A 20,184-nucleotide genomic window follows, 5' to 3' on the forward strand; every position below is an offset into this window, starting at 1 on the left:
GATCCTTACTGCCCTAGAAGCGTTCGGTTTTATACCATTTTGCTTCTCGCTTAAAAATGACGTCCTTCAGATAGGTGTACATGCCGTAAGCCGCCACGACCATCCACATTTGGCAGTAAGACACGTACATCAAAACAATAATCCACACGTTTGAGAGCCGCATTTCCCCTTTTTCCGTGATGAGCGTAATGAAAGTGCCCACGATAAAGAGAGTAATCGCCAGTACCCACAAAAATGAGCTAAAGCTTGCAATGGTGGTGCTAACATAGCCCAATGCGTGTAGAATCAGCAGCAAATCCGACATGACAAGCGAGGTCAGCAATAAAAAATAAATAGATAGAAAATAGCAAATATCAAATCGTATACGGCGCGCATCCGGATGGAACAGCAGCGGGATATTTTTTACAATGACGTAAATGTTCCCTTTCGCCCACCTTGTCCGCTGTTTGAACCATACTTTGACCGTCTGAGGCTCCTGCTCCCAGGTAACGGATTTAGGCTGGAACTTAATTTTGTAACCCATCAAATAAATGCGGAATGAAATTTCCGTGTCCTCCGCAATCGCCTTCACGTCCCAACCGCCGATTCGTTCAACGATTTCGCGGCGCATCAGAAAGTTTGTACCCGGGATCGTACATAGCTTAAACAGCTTCCAACGACCCGCCTGAGCCATCCATTGGAATGAGAGCGTTTCAATATTGATAAAACGCGTCAACAGATTCGCATTACGATTCCGAGTGCGAAATTTGCCGATTACCGCACCAAGTCCTGGATCCTGCGTGATTTCAGCGACGAGATAAAGCAGCGCTTTCTTCTCCGGGGTATTATCCGCATCGTAGATGGCGATCAACTCGCCACGGCTTAGCTTGAAACCCAGATTCAAGGCGTTGGATTTGCCTTTACCACCCGTGACAGCATCCGTGTTCAACACAATCAATTGACGCTCGGGATATTTCGCTTGAAGTTTAGCAAGCAGTTCTCGGCTATTGTCCGAGGAATTGTCATTAATCACAATTATTTCGTAGCGATCATGCGGATAGTCTAAAGCGAGCAGTGATTCAACGGTTTGCGTAATCACTTTGCCTTCATTATGAGCTGGCACCATGATGGAAACGAAAGGAGGTTCCCCTTTAATCGGAGGAACCGGTTGATTCTCAATCTGCATGTAATACAGATAGCCTGCCACAATCAGGATGATATTAATCAGCAGGAGTGACCAGATACATATCACAGCAATCAGCATTAGTATGTCGGCAAGTGTCATCATTGTCTCCACGATTGCATGTATTTTCGTTTGTACATTCGGTGTCCGATGATAAGGAAAAGACCGAATAAGAAAAGCGATGTTCCGATTAAAACAATGAGTATTTTATTTTGCACGGAGAAAAGTCCGCTTAAACTTTTTACTTCTTGCTGCACATAGACATGTGCCGGATCAATATCCTGAATGCGATTATTAAGCTGAATACTCTGACCATTGATTAGCAAATGCCCGTTCTGTGAGCTAAATTTACTCGCTGACGTTTGAACGGAGTGCTCCCCATTTTTATAATCATCATACGTTGTCCAGCTAGATGTTAATGTCGTAAGCAGAGTCTCCAGCTTCGATGGATCGTTAGGAAATCTGTACACTATGGCCGTATTCATCGGCAGTGGATTCAGGCTATTACCTTCATCCGAATAGCGCAAAAGCTCTTTGGCATCAATCGTATATACTGTTGAGTGGAATGCAACAGCAGTATCGGAAGGATCCCGGTATTGAACGGCTTTGTTAGGAAGAATAAGACCTGAATCAAAAAAAGAAAGTCCATCTGAAGCATAATGCTTATCATAAGTCCAATACATCTCAGCACTGACGCCAAGCGGTACGATCCCTGAGCTTGCTAAATGATCAAGAAAAGAGCCCAATTCATTCCGAAGCTTACTCACATCCGGAGAATCTGTAGAGGCAACAATCGGCGTTTGAACAATTATGCTGCCATTGCGGGCTTGCAAATGCTTAAGCGTCTCCATATAACGCTGCATCGCCGGGTAATCCCAATTACTGAATACCGGCTGTATGCTGGCTACAAAAGGAATGCCTGCTTCATACAGCTGATCCGCCATCGCATTCACGAGTTCCAGATTTGAAAACGGAAAAATATCGCTAATTAATACATAATGCTGCGGGGCCGCGGAAACTTCCAGCCAATCTTTCAACACATAGGAAGCTGCCAGTTCTGACACGTTGCCTTTGGACAAGTACGGGATATACCCATAGTTGCCGTTTGCAATACTATATGGTGCTTCGGACGGATGCTTGGAGGATTTCACTGTCCCATATGATTTTCCTTCAAAAGAGGTCACCCATGCCATGTTGCTAACAGGAATGGAGGTTTGGTTCAGATCACTAATCTTCAAGTTCATCGTATCATCCACCGTATGCTGCTCTTGAAGGTGCAGTGCTTGCTGAATCGATGTTGGAAGGCCGCTTCCAATTTGCATATACTTACCAGAGTAAGCTTTCAAGTCTTGTAAAAAAGCATCAGGAAGAATCCATTCATCCGATTTATTTCGTACGAGGATTACTTTATTAAAGCTGTGCAGCTTTCCCTCTTTATATTGCTCTAAGCTCAGCAGTGTAACTGGTGTAGAGAAGCCAGCTAAAAGCCGCTGCAGAGCTTCAACATTTCCTTCCTGCGGTGTCTTAAGCGCTTTGCTGTCATAGAGAAGCAGTACAGGATCCTTTGCGCTTTCTGCGGCTGAAGTTTGTCTTGGCACACTTAACGTACAAAATAAAACGAGAAGTGTGACGAAGAGGTATACTTTTCGCATGTCGCTCCCTCCTTATGCCTTACATCGCAGCCTCAACTTGTTGATTCTCAGATTCTGCGCTCCATAACTGTTTAGCAATCAAATCCCTTACCGTAAGCAAAGAAACAAAATCAAAGGTTAATGTAAATAGAAATTCATGCTTCGCTAAATCCGCATCGCCCGCTCCAATAATAGAAACGAAAATCCCCGATAACCCCATGGAAATCAATAGAATCACGATAGGCAGCTTCGTTGCTTTACGCCATTGTTGCGAGCGAATCGCATGAATAAACGATGGGACATAAAGCCCTATAATGAGCAAAGTCCAAAGTAAAATAAAACCAAACGTTTTCGGCGCCAGCGCCTGCTTGAGCAAGCTATAGCCAGAAAAGAATACCGTGTGCGCACCAAATGGCTTGCCAACGGACTTCTCATAGTTCCCCATCGCCATGGGACGGATACTAAAGCCGTCTCTCGCTGCGATATTAAGCATCTGTCCCGCTTGTCCAGGATGTGCGACATAGTAGCTAAGAATGGAAACAAAGCCGTATTTGCTAAAAAACTGTTCTTCAAACTGTGCAGAATCCACATCAAACGATTTATAAGGCTCGTAGTACTCACTGTGGTTCAAAATCGCATATTGCTTATCGATGCCAAAGCTTTCTAACGTTTTTTCCGGATCTGTTGAGCCCATCAATACGCCGCGAGTCATTGCATGAAACTTATTAATATTAACGAATTCTTTGGGGATCAGCACATAGGTGCCAACTCCAACACCAATCAGAACTGCGAGGAGTCCTGCGGTTATTGCACGATACGATCGGCTTTTCCGAATATAAATGAAAAATCCCCCGAATATGGCTGTCAAAATCCCAACCGGGGCGTTTTGCTGCTTACTTGCCGTTAAAATCATGGCACTAACTACGAATAAGCCAAGCATCACGTAATCGTTATATCTTTTCCGGTATAACAGGAGTCCGCTTGCTACCATGAACATCGTCATGATCAGCATCACACTCTCACCGTATAAGGAATTAAAATAAGCCGTGTAGCCGGTGTCGCCAAACACAAAAACAACGATTCCCGCAATCACATAGCCGCGAAGCTTGGAAAGCTTCCAAGTTAATGCTTCAACAAGCAAATATATCGCAGCCGTATAAAGTCCGAGATACAAGGCCGCTTGATACCGAATATCGAATGTGGTTGTGCCTGGATGGAACAACTGATTTAGGCCAATAGCCGCTTTTACAAAAGACGATTGAGTCGAAAAAATAGTTGCTTGATTTTCGTTAAAATATTGAAAAATTCCGTACGTTTTGACGAAAAATCCAAGATATTGACTATCATACGTCGGTTCGTTGATGTAAAGCCCGTTGCTGTACAAAACTCGAAAAAAGTCGCCATTATCCGCAATACCGATATATGGATAAACAAACAGGGCGAGCACTGTAATGACCAATACGCCGGCCGCCGCGGCAGCAGCTGGTGTTATCACGCGAAGCAGTCCTCTCAAAAAGCGATTCGTCACGACAAGCACTCACTCCTTTATTAATAAACATAAGCGAGCAAAGCCATGGCATTGTCGAATGAATAGGCTTGCTGCGCGAGCTCATCTCCAAAGCCTCCATTCATCGGGCTTCCTTGGGTATGATTTTGAAACGCGTTCATTTTTGTAATACTCTCGTTATATAGCTGTTTATCCTGTGTTACAGAACCGATCATGGCCGTGATGGCATAAATCGCCGTCGAACGGACATCGTTTAACGGCTTTCCATTTCGATCATAAGCGCCCACCAACGTGCCCGCGGTAACCTGAGCTTTTATCCATTGTAAACTGGTTGGTTTGGCTTCTCCAATTTCAGCTAGGTTCAGGATCGTTAGTAGCGACTCGACCGAATTAATCTGCTCGGATTGATAGGCTTTCAACTTAAAATCGTACCGAGTTTGATAGAAAGGGAACGAATCCGACAAATAGCCCCCTTGCATAATCCCCAGCATGTCCGTTTCAAGCGCACGCTTCTTCCGATTCGAAACGGGAAGCAGCTCCATTGAAGCAACATCTATGTAGCACAACGTAATAAATGAATTCGTCATCGCGTAAGTCTCGTCATAGAAATCACGCAGACGGCTTTCAGAAACGTTATAGGTATATAATTTATCTCCGTAGTACGCCAAGTCCTTCTTATAAGCGTCTGTCTGAAATGCTTCCCCCGCTTCGTCCAGCGCGCGAAGGATTCGAAAGTCGTCGACTGTTGCGTTAACGGTGAATTTCTTATTCAGCTTGGGGCTGTACCGGTAGCTAAGACCGGTTGGCGCATCGAACGTGCGTTTGGCAAGCTGCCACTGAGCGTCGAACTTATCCTTTTGCCCGGTTAAGGCATAATAACGCATGAGCAGTCCGGCTGACTCGCTAAGTACTTCATGCCCGGTTGCGACTTCGCTGTTCTGATCGGTCTCTTGTAAGTTGGTATACGTACCATGAGGTCCGGTTAATGTTTCTGTTATAAAATGCTGAAGTGCATTGCGCTGCTCGGTAACGGGCACAAGCTGGCCATAACCAGAGATGGGATTGCGGGCAAGCTTTTCTTTTCCGAAAACAGGCAAAGCTTCACAAGCTGAAAGTATCATGACGAAGGCAAGTGGAATCAACAAAAGGTTTCGCTTCATGCTCATTAGCTAAAGACTCCTATCGCAATCTTTTCCTGACTGCTTAGCGGGATGGTATAATCGTAGGATACCATAGTTAGCCCTAGTGTATCACACGCTGCATTTCACTCAAAAGGTAATTAAAGGATGGATGGCATGAGACTGGAACAGATGGCTGCCGCGCTAGCACCGCTGCATTTGGCAAGCTGCCTCATCGAACAACGCGGTGAACAAATCTTTGAACATTATCGCGACGAACAAAAAGAAACTGAAATTACGCGCATTAATTCTTGCACAAAAAGTGTTCTCTCGGCGCTAATCTGCATTGCCATGGATCAAGGGTTGCTGCCCGAGCCCGAAACGCCGGTTTCAGCATTCTTCCCTCAGCTTCTTCACGATGCTGATCCGAGGAAGCGGGAACTGAGAATCCGGCACCTGCTCACGATGTCCTCCGGCATGAACTGGACCGAATTTGGGGGTCAGAATTCGTTCCCGCAGATGACCAGAACATCTAATTGGGCCGACTTCGTCCTGGCACAACCGCTGTCGGAAGCACCTGGCACCCGCATGGAATACAACTCCGGCAATTCCCAGCTGCTTGCTGCGATTTTAGTGCAAGTTACTGGCATGCCGGTTGCCCAGTATGCGGAGCAACAGCTTTTCGGTCCGCTTGGCATCGCGGACTACGCCTGGGAGACCGATCCGCAAGGTATTCATACCGGCGGATTCGGTCTCCAGCTCCGGCCGGCCGATATGCTGAAATTCGGCCGGCTTTTCCTGCAGGAGGGCTTGTGGGAGCACAAGCCCCTCCTCTCTAAAGCGCTGGTCGCCAGCTCCAGCGCTCCTGCCATCCCGGCCGCGCCGGTACCGCCGCGCCGCGGCTTTTACGGCTGGCATTGGTGGGTCGATACGTATGAGGCTGACGTGAACGCAGCCTCTCCCTCGTCGCCACCAATGGACTACTACAACGCCTACGGCTTTGGCGGGCAGGCGATTTACATCATTCCACGACTGGATACCGTCGTCGTGTTAACGCACGATGAGCGGAAGAAGAGCAAAATCCCGCTCCATGTGTTTCGCAATCATATTGCGCCGATGCTCGCCGCGCAAGCGTGCTTGAAATGAAAAAGCAGTCCATAGCTGATTCCCACAGCTTGGACTGCTTTATTGTTTATCCTCATGGCTCGCTGCCGTGGTTCAGACTTTTCAGGTGTGTGGTTCCTCGTATTTGGTCCAAGTTTTGTATCCATCAATATTTTCTTCCGATGTGTTTGAGGCATCAAATGTTCTGAAATAACTTGCAGTATATTTTATAAGTGGTTTTTCTTCTGAATGACTATAAATAATAAGATTTATATTGTAAATCTCACTTTTCCATTTTACGGATTTTGCAATTTCGTTTATGTTCTCAATCGTTGAGAACTGCTTAACGTTGGCCAATATAGAATTTAACGATTCTTCAGAAGGAACTTCTTTCATTTCAATGCTTATTGTTAAATCAGGTCTTGTGAACGTGCATTTAAAGTTTTTGATTGCTGGTATTTCTTTTTTTAACACTATAAATTCACAGCGATTCCAGTTCCTAGACTATATCCCATTGATACTATTTTCTTCTTATCAATATCACTTCTTTTTGAAAAATAATCATAAATTGAATTAGCATCATTGTATAAACTAATCATACTAGGTTTTCCTTCACTCAGTCCATACGATCGATAATTAATCAGTGCTACAGACCATCCATCTAATCCCTCAGCAAACGATATCATATCAGATACTTCTTCCCCAGAACCGCCAAAGTAAATAAGTAGCGGGGCTTCTTTAACACTCGATTTTTTTATAAGCCATCCAAACAAGTTTATATTGTCAGATGTATTAATTTTAACCTCTTCAGCATCACTATAAAGTATCCTGATCTTTTCAGCAGTAGATTTATCAATCTTTTTAGGTTGGTAAACAAGATGATTAATTTTAATAAGTTCGTCTAGATTTTGATAAAAAAAGAGGCAAAGGATTAAATATGTGCCAATTAATATAGATAAAGTTACGGATAGTACGGCAATTAATTTTCTTGTATTTCTTCGAATTATTCGAATTAAAATAAGCGTTGTAAAAAAGAATAGAAAAATGGAACATAAAGCGAAAATATTTATTGTTAATGCATGTTGCTTGAAAAATTCTAAATACCCTAGCTTTATTTGCTCTATATTCTTAACCCATGAAGTAACTTTGTATGAGATAAGAAAAACTGTTATTCCCAGAACACCCAAAATAGCAGATATAATATTAAAAATATAAAATGTTCCCTTACTAATTTTCAAATTTAAACCTCCATTCTTATAATGTAAATGTTATAACATTCATTTTATATTCTATATATTGGAAATTAAACGAACTAATTTTACCTCTTCTTTAAAATTATTGACCTGATTTTTTTATGAATATAACAAAAAAGGACGGATTCAAATGAGCCGCCCTTTCATTTATAAAACTATAGAAGTAACGTGTGCCATTAATTTAATCATCTAAACTGTATTGTTTGTTGCTCATAATGTCGTCGATAACCAGATTGATTTCATCAACATTTTTCCGATCAGTATGGAGCAAATATTTCCTATTTAAACCTGATGCATTAAATTCTTGAATTAAGATAAGACACCGTTCCCCATCTGGTGTTCGGGTATTCTCAACTTGCACTAAGGTCTCCTTCGATCCGTCGGGAATGGGATAAAGTTCTTAGCAATGGTTTTTGACAATAACCTTATCTCATAAGAAATAAAGGCCGCGATTTTCGCAGCCCCTAATGAGATAATCTTACAGTCACTTGGCATCATCATTGCAGAATCAAATACATTTAGTTAATCCCAAATATGTGCACTTCTTCATCTGTATTTTCATATCGGATCTTGCCTTCAAAATGCAATCCTAATTTTTCTAGTAGTTTGGCCGAAGCATGGTTATCTTCGGAAGTAATTGCCACAATCCGTTGTAGTGCTAGAACGTTTTGTGCATAACAGATCACTGCTCTAGCAGCTTCAAAGGCGTATCCTTTCCCTCTGAACTTAGGAAGAAAGGCAAATCCAACATCTACATCTGCTAGGAAATCTCTTTTTGCCAATCCACAGATGCCAATCGGAATCCCTCCATCCTTCAGCTCTGTCAAATAAAACCCGAAGCCCAAGCGGGCATACATGTCTATAGCTCCTTTTAAAATATAGTCCCTCGCGTCATCAATGGTTCTCACACCTCTATCGCCTATGTACTGAATCCAAGAAGGGTCGTTCAAAAGCTCAAGAATAAAAGCCGCATCCTCAATTGTTTGCTGACGAAGAATAAGCCGTTCTGTTTCTAATACTTTCAAGGTAAGGTCCCTCCCCAAAAACACTTAAACTGTCCTGTGCTATAATTATACCCCCAAACATGAGGAAGTTGATGGTATCTTGTCTTTTCAAAAGCATAGGAAGTCGTACCCTTAAAATAATAAAACCGCATTTTACGCGGCTGATAAAGCATTTAAGTTGTTGTCCTTTTAAGAGAGTTCACACGCTGCAAGCGCCTTCAGCTCGATCACCTTCATTCTGGCACGATGGAGTCTGGATTTCACAGTCCCCTCCGAAATGTTAAGAACGGCTGCTATTTCCTTAGTCGAGAGTTGATTATGTGCATGCAAAATCAAAATTTCTCGATACTTTGGAGGCAGAGAAATTACATTTTTCCACATATCCCTGGCATTAAGTTTCTCCATCACTTCGTTCTCAGCAGAATCTGAGGTTCCGGCAGACTGAATAAACCCGACGTGTGTGACTTTACGCCAGAATGCTTTGCGTAAATAATCATAAGCGGTATTACGCGTTATAGTGAGTAGCCAGGTCTTTACTGAAGCGTCTCCGCGGAATGTCGTCAAATTGCGATATGCCTTCAGGAAACAATCTTGTGTAATGTCATCGGACAAATCCGTATTACGGCAAATAGTAAATGCATAATTCCATACATCATTCCCGTAGGCTTCCATTAAATTGTGAAGGACCGCCTTATGATCGGTTGTTTCAGACAAATAGTTCATATGTTTTAATACATGGACACCGGTCGTCTCCATACTTCACCTCTTTGAATCAGATAAGCCACCTTGAATTTACATTTTCGCTGTAGACTCTATTTCTCAGGTTAAGGGCTCTTTTGCAATTCACTCCCCATAATGTAGAGAGGACATGTTATCTTATTGGGATTTTTTACTCTCTTTATTGCTTCCTTACTACTTATTCTAAACCAAGCTTATTGAATCCCTCTAAATCGTTTATTAACAAAGTATAAACTCGTGCCCTCTTTCTGCTTATAATATTTAGTTAGAAATTATTTATTGCTGACATCAATATCATTTAGTTTGTCAATCTTCTAAATAGGGATCATTGAATTACCTAAGTCTCTCCCTATTGCTCTTAATCCACATTTTCTGTAGCATGGTTAGTTTCAATAAGCTTTGTCAGTTTATACTTAAGTGCTCTATAAATCATATAAACAGCATATCCCATTACACTTCCAATCAAGTTTAGAAGCACATCATCAATATCCGCTGATCCTAAATAGGTTACAAATTGAATTATTTCAATACCAAGAATGCTCGCGAACGAAATTATAAATGTTTTAATAGTATACAATGAAGATATGCTTTGAATTAATTTTACCCAAACTCTCCCTCCTAACACCAATTTACTCACCCTTATCTACTATATATTGGAACTTATCTCCCGTTAGCGTAACGCGGATACCGTCCATGCATGTGTGTCATTTAACTCACAAAAGAGCAGCAGACATTATTAAGATTACATTTTCAATCGAAATCTTTGCACGATTGGTCGGGAATGTCATAATGTTCTTGTCAAAAACGGGAATGTCCCCAAGTTCTTGTCATCTTATTTTGACAAGAACTTGAGGACATAGAAAGAAAAAGCCGCACGCCAATCGATCACGGTCAATTTTATAGTTTCTCGTTAGCTTAGAGGTCTAAATATTTTCCATTCAAAAACTTGTTTGTTATTTTGACTGCTCGATAGTTGTATCCGTATCCGGTAGTTTGAACCACACTGGCCCGAGCCACGATTCTGTGCGATACCAATCGCGCCACACTGCATTCACTTTTACTTTTTGGGGGCTCAATGCTGCCCCGGTTTCCAACCCAGAGGGGGAGCGAAGTAACTTTATCTCACTTTGAAGTTGAACCTCACGATCTACCTCCTCCACACCGTACAAAGATTCGTAGCGAGGAGAGATCCACCTATCGCCCTTCTGTGTTTCAATCAGATAACGGTCTCCCCATTTCGACTTGACTTTGACGGTTTGGGGTGCTAATTGAATCCAAGTCGGATTAGTAAGACCAGGATCGAAGTATATCGGTTCAACACCGAATAATTCAAGATTCGCATGAGACGGAACTTGCTCCCCAAGCGCCGCATTGAATGGCATAATCCACGCCTTGCCGACCCAAGTAGAGATCTGGTAGATAGGTACAAAATACCCTTCCCCATGCCCTACTCTCCGTTGGCTTGTTTTAAGAATTGTAACCGTTTGGGGAGCCAGTATCCCGAGCGTATTCCCGTTATCGCTTAGCAGTGTCGTGTTTTCAAACAAGGTAATTGTGTTTTCTTTCGGTGTATTCGTCTCGGCACTGGCAGAGTACTTCACCCAAACCAAAGTCCCTACACAAAAAGCCAAAGTTATGACAAGTACCAACCTCTTTTTCATGATCTGTCTGCATCTCCCTTCACTTTTTTATGACTGTTTATTTTGCTTTATAACGATAAACTGAAAGCATTAACGAATTTCATTTCATAATAAATTATACTTAACCACGATAAGGTTGCGAACGCAATCATACAAGCACATCTTCCTAACAATAAAATTTTCCAAATAGAAGTATATTACTGTTATTCTATAGATATTAGTAGGAAGCACTCAAAGTTACTGTTGTATTAAATATCCCGCTTCTCAACTCTGTAATTGCCAACGGATTCTCTCCGCGCATGGCACAGCCAATTCTATTTTGTTTCCAATTTTCACAAGTTTGGCGTTGAACTAACGCCCCTCATAAGGGTAACAATCTGACCTGTAACTCAGTCTTTCATTTCCACAAATTCTTGTGGATTTGACCGAATATACATACTGATTCGTTTTAAACTATCCGGAGTAGCCTCTTGAAGCAACTCCTTGAAAGGCACATTACCTGCAGACATCCCACAGTTCGATGAATCAAAACTAAAATCAATGCTTCTAAAAGCGTACGATGTAATCCCAACCTACTATACACCTCCGCTGACTAATCCAGTTACGATTACGGAAGATCCGGTGAAGCCTGTTCTGATTTATACCCTTGTACGCAAAGCCAACTACAGTAATTATTTTTCGGATGCAAAAGACGCTGTATGGAGGGAATTTTCAACGGCAAAATTAATTACGGTAGATCAAATCGAATCGAGTAAATAATGTCAGCGCGGCTTCTTGACCGCGTCTTTTGCATTTATTCCCTCCGTAACTTGTGGACACAAAATAAAAAAGCCGCATAACCTGCGACTTTTAATGAAACCATGTTCTTGTCACCCAACACTATCCAATAAATTCCTGAACCCACTCGCCATTATAGTAAGCTATCCCGATTTGGGTGTAGCTGCTATTCAGGATGTTGGCACGATGACCAGGACTGTTCATCCATTGGTTCATGACTTCCGTCGGGCTACTCTGGCCTTTGGCGATGTTTTCCCCTGCAGAGTTATATGTGACCCCGAATGCAGTCATCATATCAAACGGGGATCCATAAGTCGGAGACTGATGATCGAAATAATTATTGTTGTACATATCCTGAGCCTTAGCCATAGCAACTTTCGTGAGACTGCTGTTCATGCTAAGGGAATTCAAGCCTGCTTTCGTTCTTTCTTGATTCACCAGATCCAAAACTTGCTGCGCGGATTGGGATGGATTTACGGACTCTTGCGGATTTACAGACACTTGCGGATTAGCGGGCTGTTGTGGTTTTACGATTTGATTCGCAGGGCTTTCAGCCGGTCCATAGTTACTTTGGAACCAATCCAACCAATTTGAAGCTTCATTGGGTACTTGTTTAATCGTAATAGATGATTTTCCTGCACCCTCAGTAGAAATGGATGATGCTTGAGTTAAGGTTGACGTTGAAGCAGCATTAGGAGCATGAGTTTCAATCTTCGTTTGTTTAGCGTTCAATTGATTGTTTGTCGAATTATTACTCGAACAACCCGTAACTAGTAGCAACGCTGCTATTATGACCAATGGTTTAATAACAATCCCTCCTGAACCGTTAATGTGTAACGATATCAAATAAAGGTTTTGTAAAGTCCCATTGTTTTATTCAGACCTTAATTAAATTAGACTCAAATAAAATATAACTTAGTCGGCGGCTTCTTTTTCTTCCGGATCTGTGTTTGATATTTCATTTCAAAAAGAGCAGCTGCACAATGGGCAAGTGCTCTATCTTTTGTGTTGCATTTTTGATTTGAAATGTCAGACATTTGTATGAAACCCCAATCGGGCTTACTAGAGATTCGTCTTTGTTGAAGACTATCAAGAGAATACGTTAGTAAACCGAATTTTTACTATGTTCGTTATATGTAAGGTTAAACAAACAAATTTTGTGGAATAAAAACGTTCAGCTCGGCAGCATGAATCAATCGGCTTTAGAACAAAATACGAAGACATCATCTACCAACAAAGAGATCGTACAACCAGTCGACAGTGCAGTGAAATCACTGAGTAGAGCGAGCGAACTCGTTGTGATTTAGATTTTCTGACTTCACCCCGATATCATTAAGCCCCCATTGCACGGCTTCTTCCATTGAGGCTGATTGATGCATGATTTGAACCAATGCTTCTCCATCGGTTGCGATTACGTTCACAGGGTCGCCGAACTGATCGATCCCCCCCTCCATGTGCTGTAACCATGAACCAATATTTTGGTTGGGATAGTAAACGTCCAGTACATGCGGCGGTGTAATTCCACGTCTCCTGCAATGCTACATGCGATGTTTGTCCTTTCACATCTAAACACTTTTCCGAATATACAAAAACCATAGGCATTTATCTATTTATCCCATACACCCTATTCTGCCCACTTTTTTATCGGTGTAAAGAACAGGTAAAAAGGAGTGTTTCAAGTTGACTGATCAATCATCCCATTACTTTGCAAGAGGTAATACAGCACGCGGAGCTCATTTCTTGTATCAATCCGCTTTTGATGGACTAAATAAGATATTCGTCCTCTCGGGTCCACAAGGAACAGGAAAATCCACCATTCTTCGTAAAATATCGGATCATTTATTGGATATAGGCAAGCATGTGCAATGCTTTCATTCTCCGCTTCGGCCAAACGAACTGGATGGCATCATCGCAACTGAACTTAAGGTTGGTCTTATCGACGGGCGTGTTTGCGAGGGTATTCCGGATTGTGAAATCGTCAAGATCGATCTTGGGCGGGCCGTTGACAGCAAACTTCTTCTCTCAGAGCAGCTGTCCACGATTGAAAATCTACAAGGTGAGCTTGCTGCTGCCTATGACAAAGCTTATGAGACTTTCTTAACTGCGTTGAAGATTCATGACGAATGGGAAAGCTATTATATCGAGAGCATGGATTTCGAGAAGGCGGATGTAGTTGCGCAGGGATTAATCAAAGAACTTTACGATGGACAAGAGAAAACGATACCGGTCATCGGTCGTCACTTGTTTTTTGGTGCTGCAACACCGAAAGGTGCTTTCGATTTCATTCAACGACTGACGATGCCCCTAGAGAGAAGGATTTATATTAAAGGAAGACCGGGCTCTGGAAAATCGACATTGCTCAAAAAGCTTGCTGCCGCAGCAGAAACGAACGGTATAGAAGTCCAGATTTTTCATTGCGGCTTTGATCCGAACAGCCTTGATATGCTAATTTTCCCTGAGCTTAGCACAGCCATTTTTGACAGCACGGCCCCTCATGAATACTTTCCTGAACGCAATGGGGATGAAATCCTGGATATGTATACGCTAACAATGTCCCCCGGTACCGATGAAGCATATGCAGTAGAAATCGCTGAAATTAAAGAACGGTACTCCGCCAAAATGAAGGAAGCCACTTCCTTCTTAGCGTCTGCTGAAGCCATTGATGCTCAAATTAAAGCCTTCTATGTTAAAATAACGGATTATACTGTGGTAGAAGCTTTAGGAGAAGAGATACTATCAGAAATAGATGAACAGATTAATCAACCTACTTAAACCTAGTTTTTTCCCATTTTATGCCCTGTATCATTACCGGTTATGATTCGATTGGTTCTCGGGGTTTGAATCAGCGCAACCTTGTCGATAAACAATCGCACGAGGAAGTGCGGGTGCATTTGCGCGAGGTGCTCAAACAGCGAATGGTCACCGCTGGAGAAACAGCCCCCACGATCTATGCGCTTCCCGCCAGGCCTCGGGCCAGTTGAAGGTATCGAAGGCTGAGATTTATCAATAGAAAAAAGCGTTCACCCAAAATTAATGAGTGAACGCTTTTCCTTTATCATTTAAGCCAGCTTAATGTTCGTATCCAATCTAAAATTGCTTCTTTATAATGCTTAATATGAAATCCTATCACCACTCCAACCACCAATACAATAATTGCTGCTAGGGAGTATTGCGAAATGAGGTGAAGCATTTGCTCTATTTTTAAACCAAAAGTTTTCCCGATCATCACATAAACCAATACCCAAATGAGTCCGCCCGTGAAGTTGTAGAAGATAAAGGTGCTTAAGCGAACCCTCAGAATACCTGACATGTAGCCAGTGAAGTGCCGTAAACCTGGGATAAAGTAGCTGACAAGGATGAGTTTGTTGCCATATTTATGAAACCATTTCGTGATCGTAATGATTCGTTCTTGGTTCAGAAAAAAGAACCTTCCATATTTTTCAAAGAATGGTGTACCAAGTTTATTGCCCAAATAATAAGTTACCGTTGTACCAGCTATAGCTCCAAAATAAGAAAAAAAGATCACAATTAAAATATTTAAACTTCCAACAGTAGACATGTGTCCAGCGATCGCCATTGCCAATTCTCCAGGGAAAGGCAGTGCCAATGATTCAGCAAACAATCCAAAAATTAATACAAAATACCCATACTGCTCATAGAGATATCTAATCCACTCCATAATTACGCTCCTCGAGTGTTTATTATTTGCTTATCCTGTTATATTCGTCAAATAAACCACCAGCAAAGCAGAACCCATTCCGATCGTACCTCCTGCCACGCAATCCGTTGGGTAGTGATATCCCCAATAAACACGTGAAAAGGCAACCAATCCTGCAAAAATAATCAATAACAGAGCAACTCCTTGTGAAGATAGGAAAAGAAAAGGAGTCACGAATGCAAAAATGGCGGTGGTATGTCCAGATGGAAACGAGTAATCCTTAAGCGGAAATCTTCCTACTCTCACTTGCTGCAAGACGCGAAATGGACGATTTCTGCGCATCTTTTTCTTAATCATAACGACAATTACATGACTGAAACTCAATGCCGCTAAAATTTGCAGACCTACTGATCCCCAATCATTGGGTGCAAGCCATATAATTAACATGGTACATAGAATCGTAAACGACGCGCCGCCCATGTGGGTAATCAGTCCGAACAACCAATCTAAAACAAAATGATTAACCCTTTGATTGCACCAGACAAATATACTGTGATCGACCTTCCTTAACCATTGCATGTTTCTCTTCCTAGTAAATTCATCATTAGTCCTATATTGTCTGTTCATTGTTCCTCCATTTGGACTGCCGCCCGTCCTTACATCTTTCATTCTTGAATCTAGGCAAAAACAAAAAATACTGATTCTCGAGTTGTTGTCTACGACATTAAGATTAGCAGATAAGTAAAGTAGCGATAACTGTCTGAGGTTTAGTTTCGTACTGGACTTTGGTCTTGGTACATTATTCCTGCAAGAGGCGCTATTTCTGATACGGTTGATCATGTTAGATCTTCAACCATGCTTGTGAAAGATTAATGAGGCTACCACTCGTTTTCACAGCGGTAGCCTCAATTTGTAGTTTGTTTAAGTCATGTATCTTGTTTAAATGAATAATATGTGCCATCTCGCATATTGGCTGGTTTCTGCCACTCTTACGCTTTTCTTGCTTAATATTGTCCTTTAATTACAAAAAACGAGCCCCGAATCGTTCCAGCTAGTTTAGACTTCTGTCTGGCAAACTTAAACTTTTTCTCCTCTAGCTCCTTTGGTACCTCCATCCCCTCAGAGAGCTTAAACCCAACAGCCCGTTTCTTAGGGTCATCAACCGTATACATGACATTGATCCCAAGACCATCCTCATAAAAGACGTAGGTAAACTGGATATTTTCTACCTGAAAACGCGACGTTTCTAAAGGTTTGGCCGCAAATGAAATATCACGTTCTTTCAAAATGCGGTTCACATAATCAATGTTCTCCTGACTTTCGCTAGCGGGTACGACCGTAAATTCATGTTTGTATTTGTTCATAAAGTAACGCGCTTCATTAGCTCGTAAACCAGTGAGCGCTTCTGCTACAGGTGAAGACTCTAAACCAACCGAAGATAGATTTTTGAAATCAACGATATAAGACATTATCAACACTCCTTTTTATGAATAGATCAAATAATTTGTTTTCAATTGTGTTTCCATTAGAGATTGTAACAGTCCAATAAGCGACCATCCTTCCAATAGGATGGGATACTACTTTCGCGATATTTTCATTTTCTGATAATCGTGCTCATTTTCATACCTCCAATGATTTTGTTTTCTCTTGATACATTTATACTAACTATTAAATGTATCAAAAAGTGATACTGTTTAGAAGTTTACCGTGACACGAAAAACGGCAGCCATTGTATGGCTGCCGTCATGTCATAATTAAACTATCTTTTTCCGATAACGTATGATGTTTCACTTGAGTTCACGTATTATGAATCGAACCATTCCAATCGATCTGCGCGAACCCAACTTATCTCTTCGATACCAAGGATTGCTTTGAAGTCATCCACCATGGCGTGCTTCCGCTCAAGTTGTGCGATGGTCTCCGCCTCGAACAGATGCCAAAGAAATCAGGGCTAATATATAAGAGTTCGACGGCATTCTGATCCGGAAATTTGCCCTGGACATAATTCATGAGGTCGACTTCCTCTTGCTCATACGACAAGTCGAACGCAGAAACGGCTTCGCCTTGATGATGAAGAGTGAAGCCCCAGCCATGATCCTCAAAATTGTAGAAATACAGCACCGGCAGATGCTTAGAGATCGCCATAACATCTGAAGGAGTCATCTCGCTAACGCTTGTCCCTGAGGTGATAAATACGGTCCACTGATCATACAAAATAAACCAAATAATGAAAAATTAAATTTTAATAATGGTCCTTTATTTTATGAGACTACAAATTAAAAAGAGAAGCTGTTCAATTAGAACAGCCCCCAAACACCAATATTCACTTATTTTTTATCACGAATTTCTTCATTAATCTGCCCAATAATTTCCATGATGCTTCTTGATCCAAGGTCCCCTTCACCCCGTTTTCTCACAGACACACTATCGGAATTCTTCTCGTTCTCACCGAGAACGAGCATATACGGTACTTTTTCGAGTTGGGCTTCACGAATCTTATACCCGAGTTTTTCATTCCTCACATCTACTTCAATCCGAATACCTGTCTCTTCTAGTGATTTCTTCACTTGCAGAGCATAGTCGATATAGTTCTCCGAAACCGGCAATAACTTCACCTGGACGGGTGCAAGCCATAGCGGGAAAGCTCCAGCAAAATGTTCAGTTAACATGCCGATAAATCGCTCAATAGATCCATAGATAGCACGATGTATAACGACAGGCCGGTGCTTCTGGTTATCCTCTCCGATGTAAGAAAGATCGAATTTCTCGGGCATCTGGAAATCCAGTTGGATAGTCCCGCACTGCCAGCTCCTTTTAAGCGCATCTAAAATGTGAAAGTCGATCTTGGGTCCATAGAATGCCCCATCGCCTTTATTGACATGATAGTCGATACCAAGTTTATCAAGGACATTTTGTAAAGATTGTTCAGCCTGCTGCCATAGCTCATCTGAACCCATTGAATCTTCAGGACGGGTAGATAACTCAACCTTGTACTCAAAACCGAGAACTTGGTAAACATGATCAATTAGGGCAATGACACGGCTAATTTCATCCTCAATTTGTTCAGGTAAAACGAATAGGTGTGCGTCGTCCTGACAGAATGTACGGACCCGCATCATCCCGTTAAGCGCCCCGGAAAGTTCATGGCGGTGAACCTGGCCAAATTCGGAAAGACGGATCGGCAATTCCCGGTAGGAATGTAGGCTGTTTTTAAAAATAAGCATGTGTCCCGGGCAGTTCATCGGTTTAAGCGCAAACTTTGTTTCATCAACATTGGTGAAGTACATGTTATCTTTGTAATGATCCCAGTGTCCCGATTGCTCCCAAACACGATTATTCATCATAAGTGGTGTACGTACTTCAGCGTAGTCGCGCTGCCGCTGTAATTCACGCGCGAAGTTTTCAAGCTCATTACGAATGGCCATCCCCTTAGGAAGAAAGAAAGGCATCCCAGGTGCTTCTTCAGAGAACATAAATAATTCTAGCTCTTTACCAAGCTTGCGGTGGTCACGTTTTTTGGCTTCTTCAAGAACATGTAAGTGCTCTTCAAGCTGTGCCTTCTTCGGAAATGAAGTCCCATAAATGCGCTGCAGCATCTTATTATTGGAATCTCCACGCCAGTAGGCTCCCGCCACGTTCATCAGCTTAAACGCCTTTATCCGGCCAGTAGATGGAAGATGCGGCCCCCGACATAGATCAAAAAACTCACCCTGATCATAAATGGTAATGAGAGCTTCTTCTGGCAGGTCGCGAATGAGTTCTAATTTCAACGGTTCTTCGAGCTCCTCGAATGTCAGTATCGCTTCTCTGCGGCTGACAACCCGGCGAACAATGGGCAGGTTTTCTTGGATAACTTTCTCCATCTCTTTTTCAATAGCTGCAAGATCATCAATAGAAAGAGGTTTTTCTATATCAATATCATAATAAAATCCATCTTCAATGACCGGTCCGATTCCTAGCTTGACTGCCTTATCTCCATATATGCGTTTAATGGATTGAGCCATTACATGTGCCGTAGTGTGCCTGTATATCTCGAGGCCTTCTTTACTGTCAAGAGTGACGATTTCGACAAGGCTATCAGGCTCGATCGGTTGATCAAGATCAACGAGCTTGCCATTGATCTTTCCAGCTACCGCATTTTTCTTCAAACCTGAACTAATGGATTCCGCCACTTGTTCGATTATCGTACCTTGGGGATACCTCCTAATTGTTCCATCTGGCAATGATACATTGATCTCCATGATTTAGCCTCCATTTCTAGTTTTTCATTATGTTTGAACGCAAAAAAACGCATCTCTCCCACAAAGGGACGAGTGCGTTCAGCTCGTGGTTCCACCCTAATTTAACCTGCAGCGTGTCATTCTTTGGCTGTTCTCCAAAGTAGCAGTTGCAAGGTCCTTATTGGTATCCAGTATCGGGGATAAGACGGTGACGTTTACTGCCGCGACGAACAGATCGACGGGTTCAACGACACGGCTACAAAGGGGTAATTTCACAGCCGGTAACAGGAGAAGCTTTCAGCCTGAACTTCTCTCTCTGGACAGTTCGTGAAGGAAATCATGTCTTTGGTCAATGCCTTATTATTGTTGTGT

20 protein-coding genes are annotated in these 20,184 nt (G+C 42.2%); 3 read left to right on the top strand and 17 right to left on the bottom strand.

All coding sequences use genetic code 11. The features are described from left to right. Positions 1 to 13 precede the first annotated feature (13 nt). Genes PCH02S_RS22250 through PCH02S_RS22265 form a run of 4 tightly spaced genes read right to left on the bottom strand, consistent with a single transcriptional unit; the run spans position 14 to position 5,466 of the window. Positions 14 to 1,264 (bottom strand): glycosyltransferase family 2 protein, encoded by a 1,251-nt coding sequence (locus tag PCH02S_RS22250; protein ID WP_127456171.1) that lies wholly within the window; start codon positions 1,262 to 1,264, stop codon positions 14 to 16. Next, a complete protein-coding gene (locus PCH02S_RS22255) occupies positions 1,264 to 2,814 on the bottom strand; it encodes a hypothetical protein (RefSeq protein ID WP_127456173.1) in 1,551 nt (516 codons plus the stop codon). Before PCH02S_RS22255 ends, PCH02S_RS22250 begins: the two co-directional genes overlap by 1 nt. Before the next feature lie 19 nt (positions 2,815 to 2,833). Further along, the gene (wsfD, locus tag PCH02S_RS22260; RefSeq protein WP_174806811.1) at positions 2,834 to 4,321 is read right to left on the bottom strand and encodes a glycan biosynthesis hexose transferase WsfD; all 1,488 of its coding nucleotides are present in this window, start codon (positions 4,319 to 4,321) and stop codon (positions 2,834 to 2,836) included. A 20-nt stretch (positions 4,322 to 4,341) separates the two neighbouring features. Beyond that, a complete protein-coding gene (locus PCH02S_RS22265; RefSeq protein ID WP_127456175.1) occupies positions 4,342 to 5,466 on the bottom strand; it encodes a hypothetical protein in 1,125 nt (374 codons plus the stop codon). Between the two features lie 129 nt (positions 5,467 to 5,595). On the opposite strand from PCH02S_RS22265, the gene PCH02S_RS22270 reads away from it, so the two are divergent. Further along, positions 5,596 to 6,564, top strand: a complete 969-nt coding sequence (locus PCH02S_RS22270) for a serine hydrolase domain-containing protein (RefSeq protein ID WP_127456177.1) — start codon at positions 5,596 to 5,598, stop codon at positions 6,562 to 6,564. Between the two features lie 81 nt (positions 6,565 to 6,645). Here PCH02S_RS22270 and PCH02S_RS22275 read toward each other — a convergent pair whose 3' ends face one another. The 6 genes from PCH02S_RS22275 to PCH02S_RS22300 all read right to left on the bottom strand — a co-directional run bounded on the left by PCH02S_RS22275 (position 6,646) and on the right by PCH02S_RS22300 (position 11,178). Further along, the gene (locus PCH02S_RS22275; RefSeq protein ID WP_127456179.1) at positions 6,646 to 6,996 is read right to left on the bottom strand and encodes a hypothetical protein; all 351 of its coding nucleotides are present in this window, start codon (positions 6,994 to 6,996) and stop codon (positions 6,646 to 6,648) included. Further along, positions 6,996 to 7,760 (bottom strand): alpha/beta hydrolase, encoded by a 765-nt coding sequence (locus PCH02S_RS22280; RefSeq protein ID WP_127456181.1) that lies wholly within the window; start codon positions 7,758 to 7,760, stop codon positions 6,996 to 6,998. Before PCH02S_RS22280 ends, PCH02S_RS22275 begins: the two co-directional genes overlap by 1 nt. Positions 7,761 to 8,293: 533 nt before the next feature. Beyond that, positions 8,294 to 8,800, bottom strand: coding sequence for a GNAT family N-acetyltransferase (locus PCH02S_RS22285; protein WP_127456183.1), 507 nt, complete (start codon positions 8,798 to 8,800; stop codon positions 8,294 to 8,296). A 168-nt stretch (positions 8,801 to 8,968) separates the two neighbouring features. Next, the gene (locus PCH02S_RS22290; protein ID WP_127456185.1) at positions 8,969 to 9,535 is read right to left on the bottom strand and encodes an RNA polymerase sigma factor; all 567 of its coding nucleotides are present in this window, start codon (positions 9,533 to 9,535) and stop codon (positions 8,969 to 8,971) included. A 340-nt stretch (positions 9,536 to 9,875) separates the two neighbouring features. After that, entirely contained in the window at positions 9,876 to 10,154 is a 279-nt protein-coding gene (locus PCH02S_RS37040; protein ID WP_164819689.1) for a VanZ family protein, read from the bottom strand. A 316-nt stretch (positions 10,155 to 10,470) separates the two neighbouring features. Next, a complete protein-coding gene (locus tag PCH02S_RS22300; protein WP_127456187.1) occupies positions 10,471 to 11,178 on the bottom strand; it encodes a hypothetical protein in 708 nt (235 codons plus the stop codon). Positions 11,179 to 11,640: 462 nt separating this feature from the next. Between PCH02S_RS22300 and PCH02S_RS22305 the strand changes: the two genes are divergently transcribed. Next, positions 11,641 to 11,916 carry a hypothetical protein gene (locus PCH02S_RS22305; RefSeq protein ID WP_127456189.1) on the top strand — a complete coding sequence of 92 codons (276 nt, stop codon included), beginning with the start codon at positions 11,641 to 11,643 and terminating at the stop codon, positions 11,914 to 11,916. A gap of 120 nt (positions 11,917 to 12,036) precedes the next feature. On the opposite strand, the gene PCH02S_RS22310 is transcribed toward PCH02S_RS22305, so the two are convergent. Together PCH02S_RS22310 and PCH02S_RS35840 are read right to left on the bottom strand one after the other, a co-directional pair. Next, complete coding sequence (locus PCH02S_RS22310; RefSeq protein WP_127456191.1) at positions 12,037 to 12,732, bottom strand: CAP domain-containing protein; 696 nt, start codon at positions 12,730 to 12,732, stop codon at positions 12,037 to 12,039. A gap of 473 nt (positions 12,733 to 13,205) precedes the next feature. Next, positions 13,206 to 13,388 (bottom strand): hypothetical protein, encoded by a 183-nt coding sequence (locus PCH02S_RS35840; RefSeq protein ID WP_164819690.1) that lies wholly within the window; start codon positions 13,386 to 13,388, stop codon positions 13,206 to 13,208. A gap of 226 nt (positions 13,389 to 13,614) precedes the next feature. On the opposite strand from PCH02S_RS35840, the gene PCH02S_RS22315 reads away from it, so the two are divergent. Next, entirely contained in the window at positions 13,615 to 14,706 is a 1,092-nt protein-coding gene (locus tag PCH02S_RS22315) for a hypothetical protein (protein WP_127456193.1), read from the top strand. Positions 14,707 to 14,989: 283 nt separating this feature from the next. Here the strand turns inward: PCH02S_RS22315 and PCH02S_RS22320 are convergent, their stop codons facing one another. From PCH02S_RS22320 to thrS, 5 genes are all read right to left on the bottom strand, one after another. After that, positions 14,990 to 15,613, bottom strand: a complete 624-nt coding sequence (locus PCH02S_RS22320; RefSeq protein WP_127456195.1) for a DedA family protein — start codon at positions 15,611 to 15,613, stop codon at positions 14,990 to 14,992. Positions 15,614 to 15,643: 30 nt separating this feature from the next. After that, positions 15,644 to 16,171, bottom strand: a complete 528-nt coding sequence (locus PCH02S_RS22325; RefSeq protein ID WP_127456197.1) for a phosphatase PAP2 family protein — start codon at positions 16,169 to 16,171, stop codon at positions 15,644 to 15,646. A 425-nt stretch (positions 16,172 to 16,596) separates the two neighbouring features. Then, a complete protein-coding gene (locus PCH02S_RS22330) occupies positions 16,597 to 17,061 on the bottom strand; it encodes a phage tail protein (protein WP_127456198.1) in 465 nt (154 codons plus the stop codon). 376 nt (positions 17,062 to 17,437) lie between these two features. Then, complete coding sequence (locus PCH02S_RS22335) at positions 17,438 to 17,755, bottom strand: hypothetical protein (protein ID WP_127456200.1); 318 nt, start codon at positions 17,753 to 17,755, stop codon at positions 17,438 to 17,440. 164 nt (positions 17,756 to 17,919) lie between these two features. Beyond that, on the bottom strand, positions 17,920 to 19,833 hold the full coding sequence (thrS, locus tag PCH02S_RS22340) for a threonine--tRNA ligase (RefSeq protein ID WP_127456202.1): 1,914 nt from the start codon (positions 19,831 to 19,833) through the stop codon (positions 17,920 to 17,922). Between the last annotated feature and the right edge of the window lie 351 nt (positions 19,834 to 20,184).

This window comes from Paenibacillus chondroitinus NBRC 15376, assembly GCF_004000765.1.
Lineage (GTDB): Bacteria > Bacillota > Bacilli > Paenibacillales > NBRC-103111 > Paenibacillus_E > Paenibacillus_E chondroitinus.

Coding starts and splice junctions, on each gene's coding strand:
- PCH02S_RS22250 (WP_127456171.1), bottom strand. CDS start 1,264: ATGACACTTGCCGACATACTAATGCTGATTGCTGTGATATGTATCTGG.
- PCH02S_RS22255 (WP_127456173.1), bottom strand. CDS start 2,814: ATGCGAAAAGTATACCTCTTCGTCACACTTCTCGTTTTATTTTGTACG.
- PCH02S_RS22265 (WP_127456175.1), bottom strand. CDS start 5,466: ATGAGCATGAAGCGAAACCTTTTGTTGATTCCACTTGCCTTCGTCATG.
- PCH02S_RS22270 (WP_127456177.1), top strand. CDS start 5,596: ATGAGACTGGAACAGATGGCTGCCGCGCTAGCACCGCTGCATTTGGCA.
- PCH02S_RS22290 (WP_127456185.1), bottom strand. CDS start 9,535: ATGGAGACGACCGGTGTCCATGTATTAAAACATATGAACTATTTGTCT.
- PCH02S_RS22300 (WP_127456187.1), bottom strand. CDS start 11,178: ATGAAAAAGAGGTTGGTACTTGTCATAACTTTGGCTTTTTGTGTAGGG.
- PCH02S_RS35840 (WP_164819690.1), bottom strand. CDS start 13,388: ATGGAGGGGGGGATCGATCAGTTCGGCGACCCTGTGAACGTAATCGCA.
- PCH02S_RS22320 (WP_127456195.1), bottom strand. CDS start 15,613: ATGGAGTGGATTAGATATCTCTATGAGCAGTATGGGTATTTTGTATTA.
- PCH02S_RS22325 (WP_127456197.1), bottom strand. CDS start 16,171: ATGCAATGGTTAAGGAAGGTCGATCACAGTATATTTGTCTGGTGCAAT.
- PCH02S_RS22330 (WP_127456198.1), bottom strand. CDS start 17,061: ATGTCTTATATCGTTGATTTCAAAAATCTATCTTCGGTTGGTTTAGAG.
- PCH02S_RS22335 (WP_127456200.1), bottom strand. CDS start 17,755: ATGACTCCTTCAGATGTTATGGCGATCTCTAAGCATCTGCCGGTGCTG.
- thrS (WP_127456202.1), bottom strand. CDS start 19,833: ATGGAGATCAATGTATCATTGCCAGATGGAACAATTAGGAGGTATCCC.